Origin of the sequence: Micromonospora sp. CA-248212, from assembly GCF_050948405.1 — a bacterium.
Classification (GTDB): Bacteria; Actinomycetota; Actinomycetes; order Mycobacteriales; family Micromonosporaceae; genus Micromonospora.
Genome location: NZ_CP192023.1, coordinates 803,645 through 815,962 on the forward strand (window position 1 = coordinate 803,645; position 12,318 = coordinate 815,962).

Sequence of the window (12,318 nt, forward strand, 5' to 3'; positions counted from 1 at the left end):
TCGCGGCATGTCGGAGCACTCAGCGAACCCCTCAGCGACGGTCGCCGCAACCGGCCGTCCCCTGGCGGTCAAGGCCGTCATCCCGGCCGCCGGACTCGCCACCCGCTTCCTGCCGGCCACCAAGGCGGTTCCCAAGGAGCTGCTGCCGGTCGTCGACCGGCCGGTGCTGCAGTACATCGTCGAGGAGGCCGCCCAGGCCGGCATCGGTGACGTGTTGCTGATCACCGGTCGGGGTAAGACGTCGATGGTGGACCACTTCGACCGTCGCCCCGACCTGGAGACCAGGCTGGAGGAGAAGGGCGACGCCGAGCGGCTGGCGGCCGTGCGTCGGCCCGGTGAGCTGGCCGAGATCTACACCGTCCGGCAGCCGGAGCAGCTGGGGCTCGGGCACGCGATCGGGTACGCCGAGGCCCACGTCGGCGACCAGCCCTTCGCGGTGCTGCTCGGCGACGAGTTCGTGAAGCCGTCCGAGCCGCTGCTGCCGGCCATGCTGGAGCTGCAGGCCCGCACCGGTGGCGTGGTGCTCGCCTTCTTCGAGGTCGACCCGGCCGACACCAAGCGGTACGGCATCGCCTCGGTCGAGCCCGCCGAGTCCGACCTGACCGACATCGGCGAGGTCGTCAAGGTGACCGGCATGGTGGAGAAGCCGCAGCCGGAGGACGCGCCGAGCAACCTGGCCGTGCTGGGCCGGTACGTGCTGCCCGGCACGATCTTCGACGCGATCCGGCGGACCAAGCCGGGCAGTGGTGGCGAGATCCAGTTGACCGACGCCATGGAGCTGCTCCGCACCGAGGGCACGCCGGTGCACGCGATCGTCTACCGGGGCACCCGCTACGACACCGGCATGCCGCTGGGCTACCTCCAGACGGTCGTGCAGATCGCCGCCGAGCGCGAGGACCTCGGCAGCGAGTTCCGCTCCTGGCTGGCCGAGTTCGTCAAGGCCGACGCGGCAGGCGGATCTGGTACATGACCGCGACGGCCGACGCCGAGGCGGCCGCGAACGAGTTGACGCCGCTCGCCGACTACCTGGGCAGCGTGCTGCGCAGGTTACGCGCGCTGCCGCCACTCGACCTCGACCTCACCCAGGCGCACGGCAACGTCCTCGCCGAGGACGTCGTCGCGCCGCACGCCTTCCCGGCCTTCGACCAGGCGGCCGTGGACGGGTACGCGGCCCGCTGGGAGGACATCTCCGGAGGGGGCCGGGGCCCGAGCTACGTCCCGGCCCCCTCCGGCACGCCCGGCGGCCGGAGCATCCGGCTCAACGTGGTCGGCGACCTGGGCGCGGCGAGCTGGCGACCGGTGCGGCTCACCCCGGGCGCGTGCTTCTCGGTGGCCGCCGGGGCGCCCCTGCCGGTCGCCGCGGACGTGGTGGTCCCGGTGGAGTGGACCGACCAGGGCATGGCCGCCGTCGAGATCTTCCGCACCCCCAAGCGGGGGTACGGCGTCCGCCGCGCCGGTGAGGAGCTACCCGCCGGCACCCTGCTCGCCCGCGCCGGCACGTACGTCTCCCCGGCCCTCGTCGCCGTGTTCGCGGCCACCGGCATCGGCCACGTGGTGGTCCGGCCGAGTCCACGGGTGGTCATCGTGGCCACCGGGGACGAGCTGGTCGACGTGGGCCGGGGCAGCCAGCCCGGTCAGGTGGTGGACGCCAACTCGCACGCGCTGACCGCCGCCGCGGCCGAGGTGGGCGCGCTGGCGTACCGGGTGGGCATCTGCGACGACGACCCGGAAGGGCTGCGTGGCCTGCTGGAGGACCAGACCCTGCGGGCCGATCTGATCATCACCACCGGCGGGACCGGCACCGGCCCCGGTGACATGGTCCGGCGGATCCTGTCCCGTCGCGAGGGCGGCCGGGCCGGACCGGTGGCCTTCACCGACGTGGCGCTCTATCCCGGCACCGCTCTCGGGTTCGGCACGGTCGGCGCCGAGGAGGTGCCGGTGGTCTGCCTGCCCGGCGACCCGGGCGCCGCGCTGATCGGCTTCGAGGTGCTGGCGCGGCCGGCGATCCAACTGCTCGCCGGCGCGGAGCCGGTGTTCCGTCCCAGCGTCCGGGCACACCTGCTGGAGACCGTGTCCTCACCCGGCGGGCTGCGCGAGTTCCGGCCCGCGCACGTCGCCGAGCGACGCGGCGGCGGTTACACCGTGCAACCGCTGCGTGGAGGGCCGTTCACCCTCTCCGGCCTGGCCGAGGCGAACGGGCTCCTGGTGCTCGGCGAGCGGGTGACCAGCGCCGCCGCCGGCTCCACCGTGGACGTCCTGCTGCTGGACCGCCGTCGGTGAGATCCCCCGGACGGGATGTCGGGAGTCCACTTGCGCGCGAACCGGTCCCGCGCGGGAGACTGTGCGGGTGAGTCTCTTCGGACCGGTCCGTGCGCCCGGCTGGCCTGCGGTGCTGGTCGACGGGCCGGTGCTGTTGCGCCCGTACCGGCGCTCCGACGCGGCGGCGTGGTCACAGGTACGCCGGGCCAACCAGGCCTGGCTGGCGCCCTGGGAGTCGTCGCTGCCGGGCGGTTGGGACGAGCTGAACTCGCCGGCCGCGTTCCGGTGGGTGCACCGTGACCAGCGGCGCTCGGCCCGTGAGGGCGAGGGAATGCCGTTCGCGGTCTGCCTGCGCGAGGCCGACCGGGATCGGCTGGTCGGGCACCTCAACGTCGGCAGCATCGTGCGCCGCGCCTTCTGCTCCGGTTACGTCGGCTACTGGGTGGACGCCCGGGTGGCCGGCCAGGGTGTGATCCCGACCGCGCTCGCGCTCGCCGTCGACCACGCGTTCGGCCCCGGTGGACTCCACCGGATCGAGGTCAACATCCGGCCGGAGAACCGCCCGTCGCGGCGGGTGGTGGAGAAGCTGGGCTTCCGCGAGGAGTCGTACCACGTGCGCTACATGCACATCGACGGCGCGTGGCGCGACCACATCGGATACGCGATGACGAGCGAGGAGGTCGCCGCCGAGGGCGGTCTGCTGGCCCGCTGGCACCGGATCCGCGCGACCGCGCGGTAACGACTGTCCCACGCACGGGATCGGCGCGGCGCTGCGGTATCCCGGTCGGTTCACCGTAACCTCAAGTAACTGCAAGCTGCGGCAAGCGCTCACCGCCCGGATGATCCACGCGCTCAGGCGTGATCGGTGGAAGATCCTGCGGTCGGGGAGCGGTTGCTCCGAATTCGGTGACGGGAGGGGTGAGGGTGCCGACCTCGGTGCTCCTCGCCGTCCTCGCCGCCGCCGGCCTGCTCGCCCTGGCCCCGGCGCTGGTTCGCCGGTACGACGCCACCGAGCGGCTGGTGGCGGAGCGGGCGCAGTCGACGGCGCGGGTGCTCCAACGCCGTCGGCGGCGTCGCACTGTGCCGGGACGGCAGCCCCTCCACCCGCCGCGCTCGCTTGTCGTCACGCTCAGTGAAGATGCGACTACGGGGAAGTTGGCCGTACCGGTCTCCGCGCCCCCGGCGGCCCGTCGCTCCGGCCGGTTGCGCGCCGTGCCGCCGGCTGCGAAGCGTCCCCGCCGCCGTCCGCCGCGCCGGCAGCACACCCCCGCCGTGTACCGGCGACGCCGCGTGCTCGCCGCGCTGCTGCTGCTCAACGTCGTCGAGCTGATCGGCGTGCTGTTCGTCAGCCCTGGCTTCTGGATCGGCTTCTCGGTCACCTTCATGCTGCTGGCCGTGTACGTCGTACACCTGCGCAGGCGAGCCCTCGCCGCTCGCCGCCGGCGTCGCGCCCGGGCCCGGGAGGCGGCGTGGTTGGCCGCCCGCCAGGCCGAGGTCCGCCGCGAGCAGGCCCGTCGCGCGGCGGCCCGCCGGGAGGCGCAGCGTCGTCTGGCGGCCCAACGCGAGGTGGTACGCCGAGCCGCCATGGGCCTCGACCGCCCTGCGGACCTGCCGGCGGCGGTCAACGGCGGCTCGGTCTCGTACCGCCGCTCGGGTGGCCTGCGCGGCCGCCCCTACGAGGCCGGCCGCGGCGCGTGACCGCGCTCGCCCGGGTGCTTGGCCCGCTCTCGCGGCCCTCGTCGGACGCTTGATCGACTCGATTTCCGGGAAGGGGTGGTGTCTGAGTGTCCGGGATGCCCCGGTTTCCAGGACGTCGAGTGGATCTCGGAACGGGCCGGTGCGGCGCACCGGGGGCGGATTCGCGGTGGAGGCGGCCGACCTGTTAGCCTTGCTGCCGGCCCGCCCGGTGCAAGCCGGGTGGGACCGAAGCCGGTTCGCCGGTGGGGGGCTGTGGCGCAGACTGGTAGCGCACCTCGTTCGCATCGAGGGGGTCAGGGGTTCAAATCCCCTCAGCTCCACCAGCGGATAGCACGTCGAGGGCGGGTTCTCGGGAGACCGAGAACCCGCCCTCGACGTCTGTGGTGGCTGTCGAGTCCTGCCGTCAGCTGACGGTGATGTCGCTGCACCACATGTACGTCTGGTCCATGTGCGACGCCTTCCAGATCACGAACAGGATGTGGTTCCCGCTGCGCGAGGACGGGATCGAGACGTTGAACGAGATGTTCTGCGCCGGCGCGTAGCGGCCGGTCGTCGCGATCAGGTCCAGGTTGCCCCACCCGAGTTTCTGGGTGGCCGGGTTGAACCCCTGCTTCGAGACGTAGACCTGGAAGTAGTCAGCGCCGTGGCTGGCCTGGTCGTACATCTGGACCGTCAGGTTGCGGCTGACGGGGGTCGACTTCCAGGCTCCCGGCTGGTTGAGCGAGTCGTTCCGGGAGAGGGCGTTGCTGCAGAGCTGCCCGTCCGGGGTGCGGGCCTGGAACTGGCCGCCGAGACCGTCGCGCAGCTGGCTCATCCAGTTCCACATGGTGTCGGGGTTGGCCTGGAACGCCCGGTAGCACATCGGGTCCTGCTGCTGCATGGCCGGGTTCGTGTGCTGGTTGCCCCAGGTCTTCCAGCACTGGTAGGCGCGAGTCGCCGGGTTGATGACGGTGCCGTGTGCCTGGGCCGCGCCGACCGAGGGCAGTGCGCCGGCCACCATGGCGAACAGCAGGACCAGCGCCTGGAGGGACCGACGGACGGTTGACCGGGGTCGCCCGCCGGATTGATCGGACTTGGTTGAACGCACGGTTCATCCTCCGTTCTCGGGGGTGATCGGGTGGGAACGCTCCCAAACCCACTGTTACATCCATGTGTCTAAATATCAATGCTGATCTATCTAAAATGGGATATGAGGTGGTCAGAGTGGTCACCACCGAGCGGGGGAACGTGCTCAGAGGCCGGCTGCGGCGTCGTACCGGCGACGCTGGTCGGCCATCTCGGACTGGGTCAACGCCTCCTTGAGCGCCAACTCCTCGTACTTGTCCGGGAACATCTGCCGAAGCCGGTCGACGAACATGACATCGGCGGTCGCCTCCACCACCTGGATGCCCGGAGGGTTTGTCGACATATCCATGATCACGGGCCCGGCCAGCTTGACCGCCACGTCCCAGGGGCGCTTCTTCTCGGCGACTCCGCACAGGTGGAAGCCGTAGACCGTGCGCACGTCGGCCAGCGCGGCGGCGTCGGTCGGCTCGTACCCGTAGACGCGGACCCCGCAGATCACCGGCGGCTTACCCTCGGTGGCCACCTGCTGGGCGCCGTGGCCGGCATGGTTGTGCTGCCCCGGGTCGGCCTGTTCGAGCGTCGTCCGCATCCGGGCGGTGATCTGGGCCTGCAGGTCCGCCGGCTTCGCGTCCTGATTCGCCTGCCTGACCAGTACGACCGCACCGGCCGACACCGCCAGCAGGATCACCGCCACCCACACCAGGCGGTTGCGGTACCACCTGGCGGCACTCTCTGGGGAACTCATCATTGCCTCTCACCTCGTCGCCGGTTCCGGCGTCCTCACGGACCGGACCGGACGCCCCGGCGGGCGCGTCGGCCATCGGGGGCATGTGTCGGGGGTGCGGACGACGGGAACGGCGAGCTGTCCGTCGTCACGGAGATGGCCCGGCTGTGCGACAGGCGAGCGTCTGCCCAATCGGCGCGCTGCCGGCACTGCGCTGCTCCCGCGCTGGCCGTTTCCAGCGCGGTTGCCCCCGCGCTGCGGCGATACGAGCCATTCCAACACGTCTGGCACCACTCTGGCAACATCGACGTACATCATTGCAAAATCGGCACGGCGGTTAGGCGAACCGTTCGGTCGTCACGGTGATCAGCCCCTGCTGCCGCAGCAGGTTCGTGAGGTTCATCAGGGTCTCGCGCACCGCCGGGGCCCCGCCTTCTCGCATCAGGACCGTCACGTCGAGGCCCCAGGCGAGTGTGTGGCCGACCCGTCTCAGGTCCCAGGTGAACCGGGCGCCGCCACTGTCGTGACGCCCGTCGGCGACCGATCCGGCGGTGCCACCGCCCGTCGTGCGCCAGCGGCTTCGCAGGGCCGTCACCTGCTCCGCCCGCAGGTCCTTCGCGAACAGGACGCGGTACACGCGTCGTTCGTGAAAGCCCTCCGGCGGCGGCTGGGTCGGGCCGAGTCGCAGGGGCGTGGCCGCCGCGATCGGTTGATGGTCGCGGAAGTACGTCCGCAGCACGACCTCGGACGGGAGTTCACCGCCGCCGAGGCGTCGGTAGGCGTCTGCCGCCTCGGCGCGTCCGACGGGAACGACCCGGGCGAGTACGGCGGGGTCCGCCCGCAGACCGCGGCTCAGCGAGGCGGAACTCCACCAGCCATCGCTCGGTGTCCAACTCGCGCTGTGCAGCCCGGTGGCGCAGAGGTCGTCCTGGCAGGTGAACTCCTCGACGAGAACGCTCTCCCCGTCGTGGCCGTCCGATGCGGGCAGGACCAGGTGGTAGTCCAGCGCGCGGCCCGGACGTGGGTCGATGATCACGCGTCCGATCCTGAGGCCACGACGGATACGGGGCAAGGGCTCTCCAGCCGTCCATAGCAGACCGCAAGCCGGCAGGACCGATCACGTCGCTCATCGGACAGGCCGCAACCGTGTGACGTCTTCCGGTGTGGATCTGGCATAAGTCGATGCCCGGGAACGCCGGGCTTCACACGGGGAGAAGAGATGACGTACACCGCTCGACGCAGGATGCTCGCCGGCACCGCCGCCGGACTGCTGGCCGCCTCCCTCGGGGTCGCCCTGTCCTCGACGGCGACCGCCGCGCCCGCGAGGACCACCGCCAGCGCCTGCGCCATCAGCACACTGCCCTACCCGACGGACACCTACCGCGCCGACGCGAGCGCGATCGACCCGTCGGGCCGCTTCGTCGCCGGCACGGCCCTGCGGGTCGGTGAGAGCGACAACCAGTATCTGCTGCTGGTCTGGGACAGGCAGCGGCTCACCGAGATCGTGGCGCCGGGCAACGGACTCCACCCGGTCGACGTCAACGAGAGCGGCACCGTGATCGCCAACGGCTGGGCGGAGAGCGGCATCGGACGGCCGTGGACGTACCGCGACGGCAAGCTCCAGCAGTTGCCGGTGCCGCCGTCCACCGGCATTTTCGTCACCGCCATCAACTCCGCGGGTGACATCGTCGGCTACGGCTCCGACATCGTGCCCGGCGAGTTCAGCGCCCTGCGCTGGCCGGCCGCCCGGCCGGGGACGGTCGAGGTGCTCGACGCCCCGGTCGACGCCCAGGCGACCGGCATCACGCCGAACGGAACCGTCGTCGGTCAGGCGGGACCCTTCGGCGACTGGACCGGATGGGTCCGCCGCCCGAACGGCAAGGTCAAGCCGCTCGCGGTCGCCGGTGGTGGGTCGACGGTGGTCAACGCCGCCGCGGGCCACTGGGCGATCGGCCAGGTCTGGCTCGGCGGTGACAACCCGGCGAAGGTCCGGTGGGACCTCCGCAACGGGTCGCACGTGATCCTCGACCCGGAGGCCGGGCTCGACGACGTGAACGCCAAGGGCGTCGTGGTGGGCGGTGCCCTGGTCACCCGTGGCGCCACCTCCCGGGTCCTGCCGGGCGGCGGCAACGTCGGCGCGAGGGCCATTGCCGACACCGGCGCCATCGTCGGCTTCCGGAACGCCGACCGGGTGACCCCGGTCCGGTGGACCGGCTGCTGACCTGTCGAACGCGTGGGGCCGGTCCGATCATCGGGCCGGCCCCACCAGCACGTCAGGGCCGCCAGGAGCCGGCGGTCGCGAACCGGTGCTGGTACTCCAGCACCCCCGACGTGTCGTGCACATCGAACACCACGCTGCCGGTACGTCTGCTGCCCGCGGCCAGGTCGTTGCCGGCCGGGATCGGCTTGCCGCAGCCGGAGAAGGCACCCGTCACCGCGTTGGTCTCGGTGCCGTCGGCGGCGACCCACTGGAAGAAGAGCGGGTTCGCCGAGCCGGTGCCCTTGGTCACCGTCACCGTCACGTCCGCGATCACGAACATGCCCTCGTCGGGCTTCAGGCCGTACGTCTTGCAGGGCTTCGTGGCGGTGTGGAACTTCGTCACGGTGATCTCGACGGTGCCGCCGTTGTCGTCGATGACGAGAGTGTCCCCGACGGACATGTTCCGGGCCCTGCCGGCGGCGACGGATGGTACGGGCGAGGGCATGGCCCCGGCCGCCGGCTGCCCGGCGTCGCTGCTGACGCCGGGGGTGGGCAGCGCCTCGGTCACCTCGTTGGCGGCGTGCTTCGCACCGATGACGACGGCCACGATGCCGCCGGCGCAGAACAACAGGGCGAGCACGGCCGTCGTCACCGCGACGGCGACCACGGTCCGCTGCGACGTCGTCGTCGGCGGGACGGGTGGCGGCATCGTGAGCCGATGGCCCGGCCCGTCGCCCTGCGGGTACGCGGCGCCGGAGTACGGCGGCGGGACCGGCTCGCTGCCCGCAGTCGACCAGGGGCTGGGCGTCGCCGGCAGAACCGTCGGGTCTGCGGCGGACTGCCGCGGTGTGGCCGGGAGCAGCGGCTCCGGACTCGGCTGCTGAAGGTCCTGCGGTCCGACGGGGGGTTGGGGGTGGGTCACCGTACTCCTTGACGCCTCGTACGTGCGGTTCGGGAACGCGCCGACGCTACCTCGCGACGCCGGGCGGCCGGTCGGCACGCCGGCCCGCGTCCCACGGCCTCCGCAGGCCGCCGCGGTGACCACCATGGATGGTGGCGGTCAGCGCGGTGCGAGGACGGCAGCGGTGCGGACCAGGCCGTCGGCGACCACGAACCGGCCGTGGACCGTGCTCGGCGGGTCCGCGACCTCGGCGGCCTCCGCCGCGTCCACCCGCGTCGGCGCGATCCGAGCGGTGAACGTGCCGGCGTCCGGGTCGATCTCCAGCCGGGCGTCGTGGAAGTCCAGCCAGGACCCGACGACCGGGTGCCAGACCTTGTAGACGGTCTCCTTGGCGCTGAAGAACACGATCGGCCACCGGATGCCGGAGGGAAGTCGCGCGTAGTGCTCCTCCTCCTCGGGCAGCAGCACGAGTCGGCGTACCCCCGCATCAATCTCGCGGTGCTGCTCGGCGTCCATACCGACGGACCGCACGTCGGTGGCGCGCGCCGCGGCGGCGGCGCAGTAGCCGGCGGTGTGGGTGATGGCGCCCACCACGCCCGCCGGCCAGACGGGCGCCCGGTTGGCGGCGCTGGGCACGGCCACCGCAGGCAGGCCGAGGTCGGCCATGGCCCGGCGGGCACAGACCCGGCCGGCGGTGAAGTCCCGTCGACGGGTCTGCACCGCCTGGTCGCCGAGACACGCCTGCTCCGCGTCGAGGAGGTCGCCGGTCCAGTCGTCGGGCGCGGCGACCGCCACGGCGACCGTTGGCGGTAGGAGATCACGCACGGCGGAGCCCTACCGATGGGTAGCGAGCAGGCGTTCTCTGGACCGTCAAATTTCCGACTCCCACGACCGCAGAACGTACCGCAAAGATGTAACACCGGAGGGACGCGTCGCGCTCTCCATGATGGCTCCGGGGGGACCACCATCAAGAGCTGCCAAGTCCCGTGAGCATCTGAAGGAGCTGCGATGAGCGATGGCGCCGAACGGCCAGGGGGTCGGGCCGACGACCACGCACCGACGACCCCGGGCTGGAACTGCGGCTCCTGCGGCGACGAGTGGCCGTGCACGACGAAGCGCGACCGGCTGCTGGCGGAGTACGGGGGGGACCGCGCGATGCTCAGCGTCTACCTGGGCTCCTGTCTCGCCGCCGCCGCCGAGGATTTGCGGGCAGCGCCGGTGATGTCGTTGCAGGACCGTTTCATCGGTTGGCTGCCGCGGGGGACGCGACGAGGCTGAACCGTCGGTGGCCCCGCCCGGGGCGGGCGGGGCCACCGACGGACACGGCCGACTCAGGGTCGCCGGGGCCGCCGGGTCAGAGCGAAGCCGACCACCCCGGCCACCGCGGCGAGCACGCCGCCGATGCCGGTCCAGATCCAGCGCGAGCCGAGATCCGGCAGCCAGTCCGTCAGCGAGCCGGTCTCGTCGTCGGCCGCCGGCTCCGGCGTCGGTACGGCGTTGAGCACCGTGCCCGCCTTCGTGTTCGGCACCAGCGGTGCGGCCAGCTCGCCGTCATCGGCTGAGGCGCCCCGGTCGGTGACGACGCCGACCAGCAGGTCCACGTCGACGGGTGCGCCCAGGTCCGGCTCGGGCAGGTCGGTGACCGAGAGCCGGACCACGTACGTGCCGGGCAGCGGATCGGCCGACCACGGTTCCGCCCAGGGACGGACCTCGCGCAGCGTGCAGCCCAGCGCCACGCTGGACGCCTTGCCGTCGACCGTCGGTGTCTGTGCCCCGGCGGTGCACGCCTGCCGCCGACGCAACCCGTCGAACACGTCGATCGTCCACGTGGAGGCGCCGCTGCGGGCCTTCGGGAAGGTGACGGTGGCGTTGATCTCGTGGACCTGCCCGGCCGTCGCGGTGAACGACCAGTACAGGTGGTCCCCGACGGAGGCGTCCACGCGTACCGGCTGACCGGCGGTGATCGGCGTGGCGGTGAGGAACGAGGTGCCGGCCCGGGTCACGGCAGTGGCGCCCGGCGACGGGGTGGGGGCGGCCACGGCCGCCGCGGGCAGTAACGCGACCCCGCCGACGGTGAGCAGCGCCGCCAGCGACCGGAACAGTGCGGTACGCATCAGTTCTCCCTCCAGGTGGCGACCCACCAGCGGGTGAGCAGGCCGGCGACCAGGCCGGTGAGCAGGCCCGCAACGGTGAGCAGGGCGAGCAGGACCCAGCCACGGCCGAGATCGGGGCCGTCCGGGGCGCCGGCGGCGGCGACCACGTCGATGGTCAGCTCCACCGGCAGGCCGGGCGTGGCCGCGGTCCCCGGGCGTGCGGCGAACGAGTTGCTGACCACCAGGCAGACGGTGGTGGGCTCGACGGTCGGCGTCGGGCTCGCCTCGGCGGCGTCCTCGTCGGCGGCGTCCTCCTCGTCCGCCGTGGCCGACCAGCGCAGACCGGCGGAGAGCACGTCGGCACGGCCGCTGCCGGCGTCCGCGCCCCGCACCAGTTCCCGTCCGTCCGCCGCGGTGGCCCGCAGCAGCACCCCGTAGTCCCGGTTCACCGGCCGGTCCAGCGCCATGCTTACCGACGCGCGCAGCTCCTGACCCGGGCGTACGGGCACCCGGTAGTAGCGGTGCTCGGAGAACGACTCCCGGTCGGCGTACACCCCGGGGGCGAGCAGCGGCGCGGACCCGCAGGCGTCGGTGCCGCCGACCACTGTCGGCGCCCGGGTGTGGGTGTCGCCGGCCCGCTCGACGAGCTGCTTGATCCGGCCCGTCAGCTCGTCGGCGCTCTGCGCCGCGGTGTACGTGCCGCCGGTCGCCCCGGCGATGCACAACAACTGCCGGCGTACCTTCTCGTCGGGTGCGAGGCCGAGCGTGTCGACGACCAGGCTGGTGCCCTGCGCGGCCAGTTCCCGGGCCACCTGGCACGGGTCCGGCGGGGCGCAGGTGTCCTCCCCGTCGGTGATCAGCACGATCCGCCGGGTGGTGGCCCCGGTGCCCAGGTCCTGTGCGGCGGAGCGCAGTGCCAGCCCGACCGGGGTGAACCCGGTCGGCCGGAGTGTCGCCACCGCTGCCTTGGCCGCGGTCCGGTCTACCGGACCGACCGGCACGATCTGTTGGGTGTCCTGGCAGCCGACCTTCTTGTCCTTGCCCTTGTAGGTCGCGCCGAGCACCCGGATGCCGAGCTGGGTCTCTTCGGGCAGCGCGTCCACCACGTCGTTGAAGGCCTGCTGGGCCACCGAGATCCGGCTGCGTCCGTCGATGTCCGCTGCCCGCATCGAGCCGCTGACGTCGAGCACCAGCTCAACCCGGGGTGGCTCGGCCACCTGCTCCTCGTCGGCCGCCGCCGGGACCGGCCCGGTCAGCGCGGTGGTCGCCAACAGTCCGAGAAGGACGGCCGCCGATCGTCTGAAGTTGATCACGGCCCGCAGTGTAGTGAGATCCACTTTGGATGGCCGTCGGGGTGGTTGGTCGTTCCGGACGGCCA

The 12,318-nt window shown here is 72.5% G+C and carries 13 protein-coding genes and 1 tRNA gene; 7 read left to right on the top strand and 7 right to left on the bottom strand.

The genetic code is table 11. The features are described 5' to 3' along the window. The first annotated feature begins 7 nt into the window (after positions 1-7). The 5 genes from ACQP03_RS03795 (at position 8) to ACQP03_RS03815 (ending at position 4,280) form a co-directional block, all read left to right on the top strand. Positions 8-970, top strand: coding sequence for a UTP--glucose-1-phosphate uridylyltransferase (locus ACQP03_RS03795; protein WP_357171854.1), 963 nt, complete (start codon positions 8-10; stop codon positions 968-970). Then, positions 967-2,280, top strand: coding sequence for a molybdopterin molybdotransferase MoeA (locus ACQP03_RS03800; protein ID WP_357124498.1), 1,314 nt, complete (start codon positions 967-969; stop codon positions 2,278-2,280). The genes ACQP03_RS03795 and ACQP03_RS03800 overlap by 4 nt, the downstream gene beginning before the upstream one ends. 67 nt (positions 2,281-2,347) lie before the next feature. Beyond that, on the top strand, positions 2,348-2,998 hold the full coding sequence (locus ACQP03_RS03805; protein WP_355048988.1) for a GNAT family N-acetyltransferase: 651 nt from the start codon (positions 2,348-2,350) through the stop codon (positions 2,996-2,998). A gap of 179 nt (positions 2,999-3,177) precedes the next feature. Next, positions 3,178-3,957 (top strand): divisome protein SepX/GlpR, encoded by a 780-nt coding sequence (gene sepX, locus ACQP03_RS03810; protein ID WP_357396413.1) that lies wholly within the window; start codon positions 3,178-3,180, stop codon positions 3,955-3,957. A gap of 246 nt (positions 3,958-4,203) precedes the next feature. Continuing rightward, positions 4,204-4,280, top strand: a tRNA-Ala gene (locus ACQP03_RS03815). Positions 4,281-4,360: 80 nt separating this feature from the next. Here the strand turns inward: ACQP03_RS03815 and ACQP03_RS03820 are convergent. From ACQP03_RS03820 to ACQP03_RS03830, 3 genes are all read right to left on the bottom strand, one after another. Then, complete coding sequence (locus ACQP03_RS03820) at positions 4,361-5,044, bottom strand: lytic polysaccharide monooxygenase auxiliary activity family 9 protein (RefSeq protein ID WP_357124504.1); 684 nt, start codon at positions 5,042-5,044, stop codon at positions 4,361-4,363. Positions 5,045-5,188: 144 nt separating this feature from the next. Next, entirely contained in the window at positions 5,189-5,767 is a 579-nt protein-coding gene (locus tag ACQP03_RS03825) for a hypothetical protein (protein ID WP_357396411.1), read from the bottom strand. Positions 5,768-6,083: 316 nt separating this feature from the next. Continuing rightward, positions 6,084-6,782, bottom strand: coding sequence for a hypothetical protein (locus ACQP03_RS03830; protein WP_357396409.1), 699 nt, complete (start codon positions 6,780-6,782; stop codon positions 6,084-6,086). Positions 6,783-6,965: 183 nt separating this feature from the next. Here ACQP03_RS03830 and ACQP03_RS03835 point away from each other — a divergent pair, with 183 nt between their 5' ends. Continuing rightward, entirely contained in the window at positions 6,966-7,967 is a 1,002-nt protein-coding gene (locus tag ACQP03_RS03835) for a hypothetical protein (protein ID WP_357396407.1), read from the top strand. A 52-nt stretch (positions 7,968-8,019) separates the two neighbouring features. Here the strand turns inward: ACQP03_RS03835 and ACQP03_RS03840 are convergent, their stop codons facing one another. Together ACQP03_RS03840 and ACQP03_RS03845 are read right to left on the bottom strand one after the other, a co-directional pair. Next, positions 8,020-8,868: a DUF4352 domain-containing protein gene (locus ACQP03_RS03840; protein ID WP_357124516.1), complete on the bottom strand. Its 849-nt coding sequence runs from the start codon at positions 8,866-8,868 to the stop codon at positions 8,020-8,022. Between the two features lie 138 nt (positions 8,869-9,006). Beyond that, positions 9,007-9,672 (bottom strand): 4'-phosphopantetheinyl transferase family protein, encoded by a 666-nt coding sequence (locus ACQP03_RS03845; RefSeq protein ID WP_357396405.1) that lies wholly within the window; start codon positions 9,670-9,672, stop codon positions 9,007-9,009. A 183-nt stretch (positions 9,673-9,855) separates the two neighbouring features. On the opposite strand from ACQP03_RS03845, the gene ACQP03_RS03850 reads away from it, so the two are divergent. Continuing rightward, positions 9,856-10,125, top strand: a complete 270-nt coding sequence (locus ACQP03_RS03850; protein WP_357124522.1) for a hypothetical protein — start codon at positions 9,856-9,858, stop codon at positions 10,123-10,125. A gap of 53 nt (positions 10,126-10,178) precedes the next feature. Here ACQP03_RS03850 and ACQP03_RS03855 read toward each other — a convergent pair whose 3' ends face one another. Continuing rightward, entirely contained in the window at positions 10,179-10,961 is a 783-nt protein-coding gene (locus ACQP03_RS03855) for a peptidase (protein ID WP_357171849.1), read from the bottom strand. Beyond that, positions 10,961-12,253, bottom strand: coding sequence for a VWA domain-containing protein (locus tag ACQP03_RS03860; protein WP_357124528.1), 1,293 nt, complete (start codon positions 12,251-12,253; stop codon positions 10,961-10,963). Before ACQP03_RS03860 ends, ACQP03_RS03855 begins: the two co-directional genes overlap by 1 nt. Positions 12,254-12,318 lie beyond the last annotated feature (65 nt).